Source organism: Novosphingobium sp. ZW T3_23, from assembly GCF_044987305.1.
In the GTDB taxonomy this organism is placed as follows: domain Bacteria; phylum Pseudomonadota; class Alphaproteobacteria; order Sphingomonadales; family Sphingomonadaceae; genus Novosphingobium.
In genome coordinates, this window is record NZ_JBJDRF010000084.1 from 1 (window position 1) to 16,050 (window position 16,050).

Consider the following 16,050-nt stretch of genomic DNA (forward strand, 5'->3'; position numbering starts at 1 on the left):
CCCTCCCCCAACGCAGCCCGTTACCGGTGGAATCTTCAGCGTATCGGCAGGCTATGCGCCGCTTCATGGGGGCACCCGCGCGGCCCGCGTCGGCGATCCCCTGACGATCCTGCTGGTGGAATCGACGACTGCCGCCAAGACCGCAGGCTCCCGAAGCCAGAAGGGCGGCGGCGCCGCGATCGTGCCGCCGACATCGGGGCCGCTGTCGTTTCTCAAGCCCGATGCCCTTAACGCCAGCTCCTCCTCGACGTTCAATGGTCAGGGCAGCGCGACGCAGACGAGTTCGCTGAGTTCGGTGCTGTCCGTCACCATCGCCGAAGTGCGCCCGAACGGAACGGCGCTCGTCAGAGGAGAGAAGAAGATGCTCGTCAGTCAGGGAGACGAATGGGTCCGGTTTTCCGGCATCGTCCGCCTCGCCGATATCGACGAGGACAATACCCTCGCCTCGACCCGCGTCGCCGACGCCCGCATCGAATATGCCGGTAAGGGCGCGATCATGCGCAGCGGCCGTCAGGGCTGGCTCGGCCAGTTCTTCAACCGGATCTCGCCGTTCTGATGACACAGCAGAAACTTTCCCGGCGCCAGCGCTGGCTGCCCACGCTGCTCGCGGCGATGCTGGCCTCGCTGATCATGTTCCTCGCCCCGCTGGACGCCCATGCGGAGCGTCTGCGCGATCTCGGCCAGTTCCAGGGCGTGCGCTCCAACCAGCTCACCGGCTACGGCGTGGTCGTCGGCCTGCCGGGCACCGGGGACGACAATCTCGAATATACCACGCAGGCGATGAAGGGCGTTTCGGGCCGCATGGGCCTGACCTTGCCGCCGGGCATTTCCCCCGGCCTCAAGAACGCCGCCGCCGTCATGGTCACGGCCGACCTTCCCGCCTTCGCCAAGCCCGGCCAGCGCATCGACGTGACCGTCTCCACCATCGGCAAGGCCAAGAGCCTGCGCGGCGGCGCGCTGATCCTCACCCCGCTCTATGGCGCGGACGGCCAGATCTATGCGATGGCGCAAGGCAATCTCGCGGTCGGGGGCCTGGGCGTTTCGGCGCGGGACGGCTCCAACGTGACGATCAACATTCCCACCGTGGGCCGCATCGCCGAAGGCGGCAGCGTCGAACGCGCGGTCGCCACCGGCTTCGAGGGCGGAGACGCCTTGCGCTGGAACCTGTTCAACTCGGACTTCCTCACCGCCGCCCGCGTACGCGATGCCATCAACACGCGCCTGCCCGGCACGGCTTCGGTGGAGGACGGCGTTACCGTAGCCCTGCGCCTCCCCGCCGATCCCGACAGCCGCGCCTCGATGATGGCGGCGATCGAGATGATCGACGTCGACCCCGCCGAAACCCCGGCGCGCGTGATCGTCAACAGCCGCACCGGCACCGTCGTCATCAATTCGGCCGTGCGCCTTTCGCCCGCCGCGATCAGCCACGGCAAGCTGACCGTGCGCATCCAGGAAAACCCCATGGTCGTCCAGCCCGCGCCGTTCAGCCGTGGCCGGACCGAAGTGGAAGAGCATTCCGCGATCGACACCGAGGAGGAAAAGCGCTCGGTCGCCCTGTTCCGGGGCGGTGCCTCGCTCGCTCGCGTGGTCGATGCGCTCAACCTGCTGGGGGTCACCCCTTCCGATCTCGTGGCGATCCTGGAAGCGCTGAAGCAGGCCGGTGCGCTCAAAGCGGAAATGGTGGTGATATGAGCACGATACCCTCGACGCTTCTCGGCATGACCATCGCCCCGGGCGCCACCGACCGCGAGAAACTGGCCGTCACCGCGAAGCAGTTCGAAGCCCTGTTCGTGCGCCAGATGCTGGCCGAGGCCCGCAAGGCGCATTTCGGCGGCGAGCCGATCTTCGGCGGCCAGGCGCTCGATACCTTCAATCGGATGCAGGACGAGCACTTCGCCGACGTCACCGCCGACAGCGGCGTGCTGGGCCTGGCCAGGATCATCGAGGAACAGATGGCCCGATTCCTGCCCGCGAAGAAGGAGGCGTAAAAGTCATGGCCGCCGATCTCATCACCATCGCCCGCTCCGGCACCCGCGCCGCCAAGGCCGCGCTGGACGTGACCGCGCAGAACATCGCCAATGCCTCTTCCCAGGGCTATGTCCGCCGCAGCGTCTCGCTATCGGAAGTGGCGGTCAATTCGGTCGCCTCCCAGCCCAATGCGATCAACCTCGCGGGCGTGCGCATCACCGGGATCGTGCGCAATGCGGACATGTTCCGCCAGTCCGAAGTGCGCCGCACCGGTTCGGACGCCGCCCGCGCTGGGGCCGAAGTGCAGGGGCTGGAGAACATCGAAAGCGCGGTCGAGCAGACCGGCGTCTACGATGCCATCGTCGATTTCGAAGCCGCGCTGAAGCAACTCCTGTCCGACCCGACCGACGGTTCGCTGCGTGCCTCGGCACTGGAGCAGGGCCGCACCCTTGCACAGACGTTCAATACGGCCGCCTCCAGCCTGGCCGCCGTTGGCGACGGCCTGCGCTTCGAAGCGCAGGACGGGGTAGATTCGGTCAATACCACGGCCGCCGAACTGGCCCGCGTGAACTTGCGCCTCTCCCGCGCGGCCGATGCCTCCAGCGACCGCACCAGCCTGCTGGACCAGCGCGACATGCTGCTGGAAAAGCTGAGCGGACAGGTCGATATCTCTACCGCTTTCGCCACCGACGGTTCGGTGCAGGTCCGGGTCGGCGGCTCCGGCGGGCCGGGGCTGGTCGACGGCGGCAGTGCCGCCACGCTGGCCATGGCAAGCGGCGGCGACGGCACGATCTCCTTCACGCTGGGCGGCACCGCAGCCACGCTCTCTTCCGGCGCATTGGCCGGGAAAGGACAGGCCCTCACGGAACTCGCCGCCGTCCGCGATCAGCTCGACGCCACCGCCGCAGGGGTGATCTCGGCGCTCAATGGAACGCAGACGGCCGGGGCCGACCTCACCGGCGCGGCCGGGCAGGCGATGTTCTCCGGAAGCAATGCCGCCGACATCTCGCTGGCCCTGACCAGCGGCAACCAGATCGCCACCGCGCCTGCCGGATCCGGCGCCAACAGCCGCGACACCTCGAACCTCGTCTCGATGCGGGCTGCCCTCGAAAGTGCGGATCCGGCAGGCGCGATGGACACCCTGCTGTTCGGCATCTCCAGCGCCGTCGCCGGACGCACCGTGACCCGCGATGCGCTGGAATCCATCGCCGGCACCGCGAAAGTGGCGCTCCAGGCCCAGGCCGGCGTCGATCTCGACGAAGAGGCGATCAACCTCACGCGCTTCCAGCAGGCCTACCAGGCGTCCGGCCGGGTCATGCAGGTCGCTTCCGACATCTTCGATTCCATCCTTGCCATCAGGTAGTCCGCGCCATGTCGATCGTATCCACCAGCACCAGCGCCTTCTTCGAGCGCGCCCGCCGCGACATGAAGGACTTGCGCACGCGGGCCGAGAACTACCAGGCGCAGATGTCCAGCGGCAGCAAGCTGGAGCGGTCCTCGGACAATCCGGTCGCCGCTTCGCGCCTGCGCGCGCTGGCCCGGCAGGAGAAGCTGGCGGGGATCGACCGCACCAGCGCCGGACGCGCCAGCGCCGACCTTTCGCTGGCGGACGCCGCCATGTCGGACATGACGGATGCGCTGATCCGCGCGCAGGAACTGGCGATGGAAGCCTCCAATTCCACGCTCACCGACACCCAGCGCGCCTCGATCGGCCAGGAGCTGGACCAGATCTTCAACAATCTCCTCTCCCTCGCCAATGCGCGGGATTCCAGCGGCCACGCGCTGTTCGGGGGCGAGAGCGCGGGAGATGCCTATAGCCTCGATGCAGCGGGCAAGCCGGTCTACGTCGGCACCAACAGCTCCGGCGAACTGCCGCTGGGCGACGGACAGAGCGTGACGCGCTCGATGACCGGCCCGGCCTTCCTGTCGTTCACCGGCGCCGACGGCGCGGCGACGGACCTCATGTCCGTGGTCCGGACTCTCGCGAGCGCGCTGTCGGGCGGTTCGGCCGATCCGGCCGGCGCGGCAGGTAGTGCGCTGGCCGATCTCAAGACCGGGCTGGACACGCTTTCCACCGGCCAGACCGTGATCGGCACCCGGCTGGCGTGGATCGAGGTGACCGACGACCGCCGCGTCAACCTGTCGGAACTGCGCTCTTCGGAGGAAGCGGACCTCGGCGGCGTCGACCTCGCCACCGCTCTGGCGCAGCTTCAGGAAACGATGACAGTGCTGGAAGCCAGCCAGGCCAGCTTCACCCGGCTCGCCTCGCTCAGCCTGTTCGACCGGCTGAACTGATCCGCCTTTCGCGTCCGGCCTGCCAGAGGGCCTGAATCCGGGGGACTGCCTGCATGTTCGTGATCATCGGCGTCGTCATCCTGCTGGTGATGGTTTTCGGCGGCTTTGCGATGACCGGGGGGGCGCTCGGCCCGGTCATGGAAGCGATCCCGCACGAGATGCTGATCATCGGCGGCGCCGCGATCGGGGCCATCGTCACCGGCAATTCCATGCACGAAATCAAGGCGCTCGGCGGCGGGCTGGGCAAAGTGTTCAAGGGCCCGCGCCACAACAAGCAGGATCATATAGACGCCATCATCCTCACCACCCGGCTGATGAAGATTCTGCGCTCGGAAGGCCCGGTAGCGCTGGAAAGCCATGTCAACGAACCTGAAACCTCCGCGCTTTTCGCCGAATTCCCGCGCCTGCTCGCCAACAAGCCGCTGGTCCACCTGATCTGCGACACGCTGACCCTGATCGTCGTCTCTTCCGGCACGCTGGAGGTCCACGCGGTGGAGGACGTGATGGACAATGCGATGAAGACCCATTTCCACGAGAGCCACGAACCCCAGCACGCATTGCAGGGCCTTGCCGACGCCCTCCCCGCGCTGGGTATCGTCGCCGCCGTGCTGGGCGTGGTGAAGACCATGGGCTCGATCGACAAGCCGCCCTCGATCCTGGGCGCGATGATCGGCTCGGCGCTGGTCGGCACGTTCATGGGCGTGCTCCTGGCCTACGGGATCGTCTCGCCGCTGGCCGGGCGCCTGAAGCAGGTGCTGGAGCAGGACGAACAGATCTTCCAGGCGGTGAAGCAGGTCATCATCGCCAGCCTGCATGGCTGGCCGCAGCCGCTAGTGGTGGAATCGGCCCGTTCCGGACTGGGCCATGCGTTCCGCCCCGGCCTTTCCGAACTGCTCGATGCCCTTAGGGGTCGCTGAATGAGGGGGCGCTGAAATGGCCACGAAGAAGAAGCCCGAACCGCCCCGGCCGATCATCGTCAAGAAGATCACCATGGTCGCCGCAGGGCACCACGGCGGCGCCTGGAAAGTCGCCTATGCCGACTTCGTGACGGCCATGATGGCCTTCTTTCTGCTGCTCTGGATCCTGGGCGCCACCACCGAGAAGCAGCGGCGCGGCATCGCCGACTACTTCACGCCCACCCTGGTCAAGACCAAGCAGGGCAGCGCCGGGTCCGGGCAAGGCGTGCTCGGCGGCGCCTCGCTGACGCAAGTGGACAACTATCCGTTCAAGGCCGGGCAGACCGGCACCAAGACACTCACCATCCCGCGCGACGCCACCGGCGGCCCCAAGGAAGGCGGCTCCAAGGTGAAGCGTAGTTCCCGCGCCAAGGAAGCGCTGGAAAAGAAACTCGCTTCCACCGAGCGCCTGCGCCGCCTTTCTCGTCAGGTGCGGATGGTGGACACCACGCAGGGCGTGCGGATCGACATGGTGGACGATGCGGACTTCTCGATGTTTCGCCTGGGCACCACGATCCTGACCCCGCAGGCGGTGGAACTGCTTTCCGCCATTTCGCAGGCCATCGGCCCGGCCGGTGGGCCGCTGACGATCCGGGGGCACACCGATGCCCTGCCCTACAAGCAAGGCCTTGCGGGCAACAACTGGTCGCTCTCGGCCGGGCGCGCTGAAGCCACGCGCCAGCAGCTCATCCGCAACAGCGTGGAGGGCGCGCGGTTCAAGCGCATCGAAGGTGTGGCCGACACCGAACTGCTGATCCCCGCCGACCCGCACGACCCGCGCAACCGGCGTATCTCGATCACTTTGGCGGATTGAGGGGGCGTTTCGTCTGGAATCTCCCCCAACGAACGCCCAGCAGCTCCACGTCATCCTGAACTTGTTTCAGGATCCATTGCTGGCCATCAACGGCGGCTCGATCGGCAAGATGGATCCTGAAACAAGTTCAGGATGACGTCGGTTCACGGACCAGATCGTAGCGCCTAAGCCAATCCTAGCATTCGCGCCCTACTGCACCTGCGCGTCCGGCAGCGCGGAAGTCCGCGCCTCCAGCCTGCCTTCACCGCGATAGACCAGCGTGCAACTGGAGCTGCCCGCGCAGAACCGCTGCACCGGCGCCAGCGCGCGCTCGCCATAGCGGTAAGTCAGCCCGGCCTGCGTGATCTCCAGCCCGGACATGTCCCGCACCCGGTGCTCGCGCGCGAGGAGCACCGCGCGCCCTTGCGCCACCGGAGCCCAACTGGACCATTCGTCGTAGAGGCGGTGATGATAGCGGAACCGCACATCGCCGGTTGCGCGATTGTCGAGCGAGGTGGGCCAGCCGTTGCAGGCAGCAAGCGAGGCACAAGCCGCAAGAAGCAGCGCGAGTCTTGTCGTTCTCATGCCGCTTCCGTTGCCCGATCCCGCGCGCCGCCGCACGGCTTTTCGCACTTGCGGCCATTTTATCGACAGAAACGCTCAGTCCATCGCCACTTATCGAGCAAACCGATCAACTCAATCGGATCAACGCCCTACACAACGTCACATGAGGGCCCTATCTCCGTCCTCGAACTTCAACACCCAATCGAGGGAGATCAAATCCATGGGTATCGTCGGCAGCCAGATCAAGCCGTTCAAGAACACCGCATTCCAGGCGGGCAAGAATTTCTTCGACGTCACCGAAGCGGACATCGCCGGCAAGTGGGCCGTGTTCTTCTTCTACCCCGCTGACTTCACCTTCGTCTGCCCCACCGAACTCGAAGACCTCGGCGAGCAGTACGAAACCCTCCAGGGCCTCGGCGTCGAAGTCTACGGCGTTTCGACCGACACGCACTTCAGCCACAAGGCCTGGCACGACACCTCGGACAAGATCGGCAAGATCAAGTACGCGTTCCTCGGTGACCAGAACCATAACCTGACCAACAACTTCGGCGTCCTGCGCGAAGGCGTTGGCCTGGCCGACCGCGCCACCTTCGTGGTCGATCCGGACGGCGTGATCCAGCTGGTCGAAATCACCCCCGAGGGCGTGGGCCGCAACGCCGCCGAACTCGTCCGCAAGATCAAGGCCGCCAAGTACTGGCGCGAGCACCCCGGCCAGGTCTGCCCGGCCAAGTGGGAAGAGGGTGAAGAAACCCTCGCTCCCTCGCTCGAACTCGTCGGCAAGCTCTAACACTACCGCGATCTTCCGGGTCGCGTGCTGAAGGTGCGCGGCTCGGGGATTTCCCTCGTCCCGAGCCGCGCCCTCACGCGGAACAGAAATCCCCGACCGCCCCTTTACCAACGATATTCCAAAGGACGCCAAGACCATGCTCGACGCCAACCTGAAGCAACAGCTCTCGCAATATCTCGGCATGCTGCGCGAGCCGATCGAGCTCGTCGCCTCGCTTGGCGATGACGCAAAGTCCGCCCAGACCCGCGAGCTGCTGACCACCATCGCCTCGCTCTCGGACAAGGTCACCGCCACTTTCGACGGCGACGACAAGCGCCGCCCCAGTTTCATCATCCGCCGCGCGAGCGACGCAAGCGCCTGGGTGCGTTTCGCAGGTCTGCCGCTTGGCCATGAATTCACCTCGCTGGTCCTTGCCCTGCTCTGGGCCGGCGGCCACCCGCCCAAGGTTTCCGACGAGGCACTCGAAATCGCCCGCGCCATAGAGGGCGAGCACGAGTTCGAGATGTATTTCTCGCTCTCCTGCCACAACTGCCCCGACGTGGTACAGGCGCTGACCCTGCTCGCGCTCAACAACCCGCATGTGAACGCCACCCTGATCGAGGGTGGCACGTTCCAGGCGGAAGTCGAGGAACGCGGCGTCATGGCCGTCCCCGCCGTCTTCCTGAACGGCAAGATGTGGGGTTCGGGCAAGATGAGCATCGAGGAAATCCTCGCCAAGCTCGACACCGGCGCCGACGCCAAGGCGGCCGCCGTGCTGGCCGGCAAGAAGCCTTTCGAAGTGCTGGTGGTCGGCGGCGGACCCGCCGGGGCCTCGGCCGCGATCTACACCGCGCGCAAGGGCTTCTCCACCGGCGTGGTCGCGGAGCGCTTCGGCGGCCAGGTGCAGGACACCATGGGCATCGAGAACTTCATCTCGGTCCCTTATACCGAAGGCCCCAAGTTGGCCGCCGCGCTGGAAACGCACGTCGCTGAATACGACATCGACGTGATGAACCTTCAGCGCGCCGAAAAGCTGATCCCGGCCAAGGAACTCGGCGGCTATCACGAGGTGGTCTTCGCCAACGGCGCCTCGCTCAAGGCCCGCAGCCTCGTGCTGACCACCGGTGCCCGCTGGCGGAACCTGGGCGTGCCCGGCGAGGCCGAGTACAAGAACAAGGGCGTGGCCTATTGCCCGCACTGCGACGGCCCGCTGTTCAAGGGCAAGCGCGTGGCGGTGATCGGCGGCGGCAACTCCGGCGTGGAAGCGGCGATCGACCTCGCCAACATCGTCGGCCACGTCACCCTGATCGAATTCGACGCCAAGCTGCGCGCCGACCAGGTCCTGGTCGACAAGCTGAAGTCGATGAAGAACGTTGTGATCCTCACCAATGCCCAGACCACCGAAGTCGAAGGCGACGGCGATAAGGTGAACGCCCTGGTCTACAAGGATCGCGAGACCGGCCAGGAGCACAAGGTCGAGCTGGAAGGCGTGTTCGTCCAGATCGGTCTGGTGCCCAACACCGAATGGCTCAAGGGCTCCGGCGTCGAACTCACGGGTCGCGGCGAGATCGTGATCGACGACAAGGCGGCCACCAACCTCCCCGGCATTTTCGCCGCGGGTGACGTGACCACGGTGCCCTACAAGCAGATCATCATCGCCATGGGCGAAGGCTCGAAGGCAGCCCTTTCGGCCTTCGACTACCTGATCCGCAACGAGGCTCCGGAAGAGATCCTCGAAGCTGCAGAAGCCGCCTGATCCAAACGCCAACGGAAACAGATACGGGCGGGAGTCGCAAGACTCCCGCCCGTTTTGTCATACGCCTTCACAGTATGACGATGTCGCGGAGAAGGCGGCCCTCCCCTCATCACAATCGTCATCCTGAACTCGTTTCAGGATCCATCTTGCCGCCAAGCCTCGCGCTCCGATCGGTAACCTCCCTCACCGCGCTCTTCATACTACCTCTCGGTAATGCCCAACGATGGATCCTGAAACGAGTTCAGGATGACGTTGCGGGCATTGAGGCGGTGCTTGGTAGGCGAGATCGGCCGCAAAAGGCCCCGCTCAGTGCCGGAAAAACAGCGAAACCGAGGCGACGTGGTTCACCCGCGTCCGCCCACGGGTCTGGTCGATCACCTGATTGAGATAACCCAGTTCCACCGTCGTCGCGTCCTTCACGCCCAGTTCGACGCCCACGAAGGAGCGCAACTGGTCGAAGCCTGCCCGCGCGCCCCAATCCGTATCGTTGAGCGCCAGGAAGCCTTCCGCATAGACCAGCGCATTGACCGCCTGGGTGCCGGGCTTCAGCGGCTTCTCGTAACGCAGCATCTCGCGCAGGCGCCAGCCCGTGTCGCCGCCGTCCGAACGCCAGCGCTGTTCGAACCGCGTGCGCGAGGTCAGCTCGCCGCCCCAGGGCTTGCCCATGGCCCAGTTGAGCTGCTGGAAGCTGCGTTCCTCGTTCACGTCCCGCCCGCCGTCCAACGGCGACACGACGTGGGCATAGCCTTGGTAGAGCGTGACGGCGGGCGAGAGCTTCAAGCCGACTGCCCCGCGCAGCAGCAGCTGGTCGAGCCGCGAAGCACCGTCGCCCATGCGCGGCTGAAGTTCGGCGAAATAGACCACATCGCCCGAGATCGGCCCCATGGCCGTGAGATTGACCCAGACCTGCTCATCCTCGCGTGTTTCCGCGCAGGCAGGAGCGGCATGGGCGAGCAAGGAGGCGAAAACGAAAGAGCAGGCAAGAACGCGGCGCATGGGAAGTTCCGGCTTCACGAATGGAGGTCATGCTCCTTTATGAACCGCCCATTTCCCGATCATGTCCTGGCCGTATTCGCTCGTGGCCCGCAGCTCTCGCGAAAGCACGAAGACGGGCCCGGCACCCTGGGGGATGGTGCCGGGCCCGTGCGGCGGGGCCTGCGGAAGCCCTCAGGGGCCCGCCGACTAACTCACGATTGCGCCCGTGTTAGCGCAGCAGCGACAGCACGTTCTGCTGGCTCTGGTTCGCCTGCGCCAGCATGGCAGTGGACGCCTGGCTGAGGATCTGCGCCTTGGCCATCTGGGTCGTTTCGGCGGAGTAGTCCGCATCCTCGATCCGCGAACGCGCGTCCGACAGGTTGGTCACGTTGTTGGTCAGGTTGTTCACGGCCGATTCGAGGCGGTTCTGCCCGGCGCCCAGCGAGGCGCGGGTCTGGTTCACGTCTTCCAGCGCCAGATCGACGTTGTCGATCGTGTCGGAGGCGTCGGCGGCGGTCGAGACGTCGAGCGCCGAAGCGGTGATGTTCGCACCGTTGATGGCCGAGGACGTCAGCGTGATCGTCTCGCCCGAATTCGCGCCGGTCTGGATATCGAACGTCACGTCGCTGCCCGAAGTGGTCGAGAACAGGGCGTTGCCGTTGAACGTCGTGTCGGCAAGGATGTCGCTGATCTGGCTGGTCAGCGCGGTCACTTCCGACTGCATCGCATCGCGGTCGCTATCCTGGTAGGTGCCCGAGGACGACTGGATCGCCAGTTCGCGGACGCGCTGGAGCATGTTCGACACTTCCGACAACGCGCCTTCGGCGGTCTGGGCCAGCGAAATGCCGTCATTGGCGTTGCGGATGCCCTGGCTCATGCCGCGGACCTGCGCGGTCATGGACGTGGCGATGGCGAGGCCTGCGGCATCGTCCTTGGCGGAGTTGATGCGCTTGCCGGTCGACAGGCGCTCCATGGCGGTGCCGAGCATCTTGTTGGCGGCGTTCGAGGCATTCGAAGCGCGAATCGCGCTGATATTGGTGTTGATGACGGACATGAATTGGCTCCCGTAGAGTATTCCGAAGAGGAAACAGCTCCTGCCGGCCCATCCGGCGCTGCTGTCGGGACAAAGACCGGCAAGGGGCAGGAGAATTTAAGCCCGCCACCAGCACGGCTCGTCTCGGAAACGCCTGGATATCTGCCAAAATTTACCTTCACTAAGGGTCGCTACGGGGCCTTAAATTTCCCAAAGATTCGCCGTTAGCCCCCCATATCCCTCCCCGGAACAGATTAATTCGACTGGGGACGCGACACATGGTCGAACGGGTTTTCGAGACGGAATTTAATCGGCGCCACGGACCGCTCGTCCAGCGCGCCGCCGCCATTGCCGGATCGCTGTTCGACGGATCGGCGATCGACTTGCGCGACAGCGGCGACGAGGTCTCCGCTTCCGGACGCAAGCGAGCGGTGCATCTGGCGCGCGGCCATCACGCCGCGCTGACCCGTGAAAGCGCGGGCGTCACCACCGTGACATATGCCGATCCCACCGCCGAAGCCTCGCTTGCCATGCTGCTGGCGGCCATGGCCGGCCCGGACGAGCCGATCGCCGCCGATCCGGAAAGCCTCTCGGTCTTCGCCCTGGCAGACCGTCTGGCGAACACCGACATCCCGGTGCTGATCAACGGCCCCACCGGCACCGGCAAGGAAGTGCTCAGCCGCTTCATCCATGCCCGCAGCCCGCGCCGGAACGGCCCGTTCGTGGCCGTGAACTGCGCCGCCATGCCCGAGGCCATGCTGGAAGCCCTGCTGTTCGGCCATGTGAAAGGCGCGTTCACCGGGGCGATCCAGGCCAGCGAAGGCTTCATGCGCGCAGCGGACGGCGGTACCCTGCTGCTCGACGAGATCGCCGAACTGCCCCTGCCGCTCCAGGCCAAGCTGCTGCGCGCGCTCCAGGAACAGGAAGTGGTGCCGATCGGTGCGACGCGGCCGATCAAGGTGGACTTGCGCGTGATCGCCTGCGCCAACCGCGACTTGCCCACCGAAGTGGCCGAAGGCCGTTTCCGCGCGGATCTCTACTATCGCCTCAATGTCTTCCCGCTCGCCCTGCGCCCCCTGCGCGAACGCCCGGAAGATATCGCCCCGCTCGCCTTCGCCCTGGCCTTGCGCCATGCGCCAGCGGACCGGCAGGACGGGGCGACGCGGGTGCCCTGCCTCAGCGATGCGGCGCTGGCCATGCTCAGGCTCCATTCCTGGCCCGGCAACGTGCGCGAGCTGGAAAACGTCATCCGCCGCGCGCTTCTGCTCGCGCACGGAAAGGCGGCGATCACGCCCGAGCATATCGTGTTCGACAGCCCCGCCCGCCTCCTTCCCGCCGGTCCTGGCCATTCCGGAGAACAGGCGCGGGCCGGGGCCTTCGGAAGCGACGGAGCCCGCAAGCTGTCGAGCATCGTCCAGAATTCGGAGGCCCGCGCGATCGTCGCCACTCTGGAGGCCTGCGGCGGCAACCGCCTGCGCGCGGCGCGCGAACTCGGCATTTCCGAACGCACGCTGCGCTATCGCCTCGCCTCCCTGCGCGAAGCGGGCATCGACATCGCCCCGCGCGGCTTCGCCGGAGGGCTGCGATGAGTTCGCTTCCCCTCTCATCTGCCGGGGGCATCGGCCAGATCATGGCCCTGCGCAAACAGATCATCCAGCGCAGTGACCTGCTCCGCCAGATCCACGCGGCACAGGGCAACACGCAGGCGCAGGTGAACGCGGGGCCGACACTCCCCGCCGAACCGGCCGGACAGGGGTTCGCCAATGCACTCGAAACCGCGCTGCAAAACGTGAATGCCGTGCAGGGCCGCGCCGAAAGCGTGACAACCGCCTACCAGAAAGGCGAAGTCACCGACGTCGCCAAAGTCATGCTCGCCCGCCAGGAGGCCGGCATCGCTTTCGAGGCCACCATGCAGGTGCGCAACAAGCTGCTGTCCGCCTATCAGGACATCATGCGGATGGGAGTGTGACCTGAATGGCCAACCTCGTTCCCGCGACCGCCGAGGGCGCCCCCGCCTTCTCCGCGCCCTCCCTCTTCGCCCCGCTCATGGACCGATCCGGCGGCCCGGTGCTGACACGCCTGAGTGCCTTCGCCGCACAGCCGGCGGTGCGGAAGATGCTGCCCGTGTTCCTCGGCCTGGCGGCGGTGGGCGGGGCGCTGCTGGCATGGGCCATGCTGGCGCCCTCGCCGCAACGGGTGCTCTATGGCCAGTTGGACGATGCCGACCGCGCGGGCGTGGTCGCCGCGCTCGATCAGGCCGGGATAGACTATCGCATAGACAGCGGCACCGGCGCCCTCACGGTGGGAGAGGGAGACTTCTACAAGGCGCGCATGCTGGTCGCTTCCGACGGCGCGCTGGCGACGCCCGAAAGCGGCGACCAGATGCTGGACAAGTTGCCGATGGGCGCCAGCCGCGTGTTGGAAGGCGAACGCCTGCGCTCCGCCCGCGAGCACGACCTGCAAATGACCGTGGCCGAGATCGACGGCGTCGATTCCGTCCGCGTCCACATCGCCGAGGGTGAGAAATCCGTCTTCGTGCGTGACAATCTGCCGCCCACGGCCTCGGTCATGGTCAGGCTCAAGGCGGGGCGGCAGCTCTCCGAAAGCCAGGTTTCCGCCATCGTGAACCTCGTCGCCGGCTCGGTTCCGGGCCTTTCCCCCGGTGCCGTGAAGGTGGTCGACCAGCACGGACGCCTGCTTTCGGCGGGGAGCGGCGGCCCCGATGGGGACCGGCTTGACCTGCAAGCCCGGCTGGAGACGAAAATCCGCGACCAGGTGTCCAGCCTGCTGACGCCGGTCCTGGGTCACGACAACTTCACCACCGAGGCGCAAGTCGCGCTCGACATGGACGACGTGACCTCCGCCCGCGAAAGCTACGACAAGGACGGGGTCGTGCGCAGCGAAACCCAGGAACAGTCGCAGTCGACCGGGACCGGCCCGGCCGTCGGCGTTCCGGGGGTGCTCTCCAACACGCCGCCGCCCGCCGCGCAGCCGCGCCCGGGCCCGCCCCAGGGCACGCAGCCGCCGCCTTCCGGCACCCCGCCGACCAACGGCGAATCCTCGTCCAGCCGCACATACGAACTGGGCCGCCAGGTTTCCGTCGCCAATACCCGGCCGGGCGGGATCAAGCGCATATCGGTGGCGGTGGCGATCAAGGCAGAGGCCGTGAAGGGCGCGCGGGCGCAGGAAATCCGGGACATAGAATCTCTGGTCAGCGCCGCCGTGGGCGCCGATCCCCAGCGCGGAGACGTGGTGAAGGTCGTGACCCGCAGTTTCGAGGCCGCCAACGACAATGTCCTGCCCTTTTACGAAACACCCTGGTTCGCCATGGTCGTGCGCAACGGCGCCGCATTGCTGGCGGTGCTGATGGTGCTCCTGCTCGGCGTCCGTCCGCTCATCAAGGCTGCGCGCGGTGACAAGGCTGCGACCAGAGGGCGGAAGGGCCGCAAATCGAAGCGCGGCGCGCAGGAGGATGCACAGGACGACCCTCTGCAAATGGCGCTTGAACGCGCGCTGGAAGGCACGCCGGACGGCGCTTCCGGAACCCTCGTCGGCGCCCTGCCGCATCGGCCCGAGATTCCCGGCGCCGATGGCCTCGACATCGACCTGCGCCGCGCCGACCTGCTCTCTCGCCAGGTCAATCTTGCGCAGCGGCTGGTCGCGGAAAAACCGGACAGCGCCGTCGCCGCGCTGCGCCAGATGATCAACGATCCGCAGCCAGACGAAAACGCGGGCGGCGTGAAGGCGGCATGATGGGCGAGACTTCCCTTCCCGCCGCCGACCCTGCCGCCGTCCTTTCGGGTACCGACAACGCCGCGATCATGATGATGCTGCTCGACGAGGAACAGACCAGCCGCATCCTGTCCGAATTCGAACCGGAGGAACTGCGCCGCCTGGGCGAAAGAATGTGCGCGCTGGGCGAAATCGGCCCCGACCTGATCGCCGAGGCCATCGCCGGCTTCGTGGTCAGGACGGAGGCGCTCGGCCTGGTCGCCCACGATCGCGTCGAGCAAGTGCGCGGCATGTTCGCCCGCGCCGTGGGCGATGTGAAGGCGGACAATACGATGAGCCGCATCCTGCCGGAAGCGGCCCAACACCGGGCGCTGGAACTCGCGCGGTGGCTCACGCCGGAATCGCTGGTGCCGCTGGTGCACGGCGAGCACCCGCAGGCGATCGCGGTGCTGCTGGTCCAGCTCGATGCCGACGTGGCCGCCGCCGTGCTCCATGCCCTGCCGGCGGAGGACCAGCCGGGCATCGTCCACCGCATCGCCACGCTGGGGCCGGTATCCCCGCAGGCGATCCAGATGCTCGAGGAACTGCTCTCGCGCCGCATTGCCCAGCACCACGGCAATCGCCCGCTCTCCATCGGCGGCGCGCGCGAGGCGGCGGAAATCATCAACGGCGTCGGCAAAGTGGTGGAAAAGCGCGTGCTGGGCGAACTCACCCGCCGCGACAAGGGACTGGCGCGGCGGATCGAGGACGAGATGTTCAAGTTCGAGCATCTCTTCGTGCTCGATCCCAAGTCCATGGGTTCGCTGCTGCGCGACGTGCCGAACGATACCCTGATCGACGCGCTCAAGGGCGTGAGCGAGGACGAGCGCGAACACTTCTTCCGCGCCATGTCGAGCCGCGCCGCGGACGGCGTGAAGGACGAGATCGTCGCGCGCGGCCGCACGCGGCTTGCCGATGTGGTCGCAGCCCAGAAGGAAGTCGTGACCATCGCTCGCCGTCTTGCCGCGGACGGCACGATCGCGTTCGGATCGGGAGACGACGACTATGTCTGATCTTGGTTTCTCACGTCGGACCAACCTCCAGCGAGAACGCGAGGGAAGCTCCGCCCGGCTGCTGCTCGACCAGCTCGCTACGCCTTCGGGGTTCCAGCCGGACGCACGCTTCGCAGGAGACCCGGCCTCCACGCCGCCCGAGCCCCCGCCCCCCCCAAGC

16 protein-coding genes are annotated in these 16,050 nt (G+C 66.7%); 13 read left to right on the forward strand and 3 right to left on the reverse strand.

Annotated features, from left to right (window positions below):
- From ACI3K3_RS24065 to ACI3K3_RS24095, 7 genes are all read left to right on the forward strand, one after another.
- On the forward strand, positions 1-556 hold a 556-nt coding region (locus ACI3K3_RS24065), incomplete at its 5' end, for a flagellar basal body L-ring protein FlgH (protein ID WP_404918376.1).
- 56 nt (positions 557-612) lie between these two features.
- Positions 613-1,692, forward strand: a complete 1,080-nt coding sequence (locus ACI3K3_RS24070) for a flagellar basal body P-ring protein FlgI (RefSeq protein WP_404918404.1) — start codon at positions 613-615, stop codon at positions 1,690-1,692.
- Positions 1,689-1,988, forward strand: a complete 300-nt coding sequence (locus tag ACI3K3_RS24075; protein ID WP_404918378.1) for a rod-binding protein — start codon at positions 1,689-1,691, stop codon at positions 1,986-1,988. Before ACI3K3_RS24070 ends, ACI3K3_RS24075 begins: the two co-directional genes overlap by 4 nt.
- Before the next feature lie 5 nt (positions 1,989-1,993).
- Complete coding sequence (gene flgK, locus ACI3K3_RS24080) at positions 1,994-3,331, forward strand: flagellar hook-associated protein FlgK (RefSeq protein WP_404918380.1); 1,338 nt, start codon at positions 1,994-1,996, stop codon at positions 3,329-3,331.
- Between the two features lie 8 nt (positions 3,332-3,339).
- Entirely contained in the window at positions 3,340-4,263 is a 924-nt protein-coding gene (locus tag ACI3K3_RS24085) for a flagellar biosynthesis protein FlgL (protein ID WP_404918382.1), read from the forward strand.
- Positions 4,264-4,316: 53 nt separating this feature from the next.
- Positions 4,317-5,180, forward strand: coding sequence for a flagellar motor stator protein MotA (gene motA / locus ACI3K3_RS24090; RefSeq protein WP_313443323.1), 864 nt, complete (start codon positions 4,317-4,319; stop codon positions 5,178-5,180).
- A 16-nt stretch (positions 5,181-5,196) separates the two neighbouring features.
- A complete protein-coding gene (locus ACI3K3_RS24095) occupies positions 5,197-6,033 on the forward strand; it encodes a flagellar motor protein MotB (RefSeq protein WP_404918384.1) in 837 nt (278 codons plus the stop codon).
- Positions 6,034-6,222: 189 nt separating this feature from the next.
- On the opposite strand, the gene ACI3K3_RS24100 is transcribed toward ACI3K3_RS24095, so the two are convergent.
- Positions 6,223-6,597, reverse strand: a complete 375-nt coding sequence (locus ACI3K3_RS24100) for a hypothetical protein (RefSeq protein WP_404918386.1) — start codon at positions 6,595-6,597, stop codon at positions 6,223-6,225.
- 199 nt (positions 6,598-6,796) lie between these two features.
- On the opposite strand from ACI3K3_RS24100, the gene ahpC reads away from it, so the two are divergent.
- Positions 6,797-7,363, forward strand: coding sequence for an alkyl hydroperoxide reductase subunit C (gene ahpC, locus ACI3K3_RS24105; RefSeq protein ID WP_404918388.1), 567 nt, complete (start codon positions 6,797-6,799; stop codon positions 7,361-7,363).
- Positions 7,364-7,499: 136 nt separating this feature from the next.
- Positions 7,500-9,098 (forward strand): alkyl hydroperoxide reductase subunit F, encoded by a 1,599-nt coding sequence (ahpF, locus tag ACI3K3_RS24110; RefSeq protein WP_404918390.1) that lies wholly within the window; start codon positions 7,500-7,502, stop codon positions 9,096-9,098.
- 306 nt (positions 9,099-9,404) lie between these two features.
- On the opposite strand, the gene ACI3K3_RS24115 is transcribed toward ahpF, so the two are convergent.
- Positions 9,405-10,094, reverse strand: a complete 690-nt coding sequence (locus ACI3K3_RS24115; protein ID WP_404918392.1) for a DUF2490 domain-containing protein — start codon at positions 10,092-10,094, stop codon at positions 9,405-9,407.
- Positions 10,095-10,302: 208 nt separating this feature from the next.
- Positions 10,303-11,127, reverse strand: coding sequence for a flagellin (locus ACI3K3_RS24120; RefSeq protein WP_404918394.1), 825 nt, complete (start codon positions 11,125-11,127; stop codon positions 10,303-10,305).
- A 257-nt stretch (positions 11,128-11,384) separates the two neighbouring features.
- On the opposite strand from ACI3K3_RS24120, the gene ACI3K3_RS24125 reads away from it, so the two are divergent.
- The 4 genes from ACI3K3_RS24125 to fliG are packed head-to-tail and all read left to right on the forward strand — an operon-like array spanning position 11,385 to position 15,890.
- Positions 11,385-12,695 (forward strand): sigma-54 interaction domain-containing protein, encoded by a 1,311-nt coding sequence (locus tag ACI3K3_RS24125; RefSeq protein ID WP_404918396.1) that lies wholly within the window; start codon positions 11,385-11,387, stop codon positions 12,693-12,695.
- The gene (gene fliE, locus ACI3K3_RS24130; RefSeq protein WP_404918398.1) at positions 12,692-13,075 is read left to right on the forward strand and encodes a flagellar hook-basal body complex protein FliE; all 384 of its coding nucleotides are present in this window, start codon (positions 12,692-12,694) and stop codon (positions 13,073-13,075) included. The genes ACI3K3_RS24125 and fliE overlap by 4 nt, the downstream gene beginning before the upstream one ends.
- Positions 13,076-13,080: 5 nt before the next feature.
- Complete coding sequence (fliF, locus tag ACI3K3_RS24135) at positions 13,081-14,859, forward strand: flagellar basal-body MS-ring/collar protein FliF (RefSeq protein WP_404918400.1); 1,779 nt, start codon at positions 13,081-13,083, stop codon at positions 14,857-14,859.
- The gene (gene fliG / locus ACI3K3_RS24140; protein WP_404918402.1) at positions 14,859-15,890 is read left to right on the forward strand and encodes a flagellar motor switch protein FliG; all 1,032 of its coding nucleotides are present in this window, start codon (positions 14,859-14,861) and stop codon (positions 15,888-15,890) included. The genes fliF and fliG overlap by 1 nt, the downstream gene beginning before the upstream one ends.
- Positions 15,891-16,050: the final 160 nt, after the last annotated feature.

Coding starts and splice junctions, on each gene's coding strand:
- ACI3K3_RS24070 (WP_404918404.1), top strand. CDS start 613: ATGCTGGCCTCGCTGATCATGTTCCTCGCCCCGCTGGACGCCCATGCG.
- ACI3K3_RS24075 (WP_404918378.1), top strand. CDS start 1,689: ATGAGCACGATACCCTCGACGCTTCTCGGCATGACCATCGCCCCGGGC.
- flgK (WP_404918380.1), top strand. CDS start 1,994: ATGGCCGCCGATCTCATCACCATCGCCCGCTCCGGCACCCGCGCCGCC.
- ACI3K3_RS24085 (WP_404918382.1), top strand. CDS start 3,340: ATGTCGATCGTATCCACCAGCACCAGCGCCTTCTTCGAGCGCGCCCGC.
- motA (WP_313443323.1), top strand. CDS start 4,317: ATGTTCGTGATCATCGGCGTCGTCATCCTGCTGGTGATGGTTTTCGGC.
- ACI3K3_RS24095 (WP_404918384.1), top strand. CDS start 5,197: ATGGCCACGAAGAAGAAGCCCGAACCGCCCCGGCCGATCATCGTCAAG.
- ACI3K3_RS24100 (WP_404918386.1), bottom strand. CDS start 6,597: ATGAGAACGACAAGACTCGCGCTGCTTCTTGCGGCTTGTGCCTCGCTT.
- ahpC (WP_404918388.1), top strand. CDS start 6,797: ATGGGTATCGTCGGCAGCCAGATCAAGCCGTTCAAGAACACCGCATTC.
- ahpF (WP_404918390.1), top strand. CDS start 7,500: ATGCTCGACGCCAACCTGAAGCAACAGCTCTCGCAATATCTCGGCATG.
- ACI3K3_RS24115 (WP_404918392.1), bottom strand. CDS start 10,094: ATGCGCCGCGTTCTTGCCTGCTCTTTCGTTTTCGCCTCCTTGCTCGCC.
- ACI3K3_RS24120 (WP_404918394.1), bottom strand. CDS start 11,127: ATGTCCGTCATCAACACCAATATCAGCGCGATTCGCGCTTCGAATGCC.
- ACI3K3_RS24125 (WP_404918396.1), top strand. CDS start 11,385: ATGGTCGAACGGGTTTTCGAGACGGAATTTAATCGGCGCCACGGACCG.
- fliE (WP_404918398.1), top strand. CDS start 12,692: ATGAGTTCGCTTCCCCTCTCATCTGCCGGGGGCATCGGCCAGATCATG.
- fliF (WP_404918400.1), top strand. CDS start 13,081: ATGGCCAACCTCGTTCCCGCGACCGCCGAGGGCGCCCCCGCCTTCTCC.
- fliG (WP_404918402.1), top strand. CDS start 14,859: ATGGGCGAGACTTCCCTTCCCGCCGCCGACCCTGCCGCCGTCCTTTCG.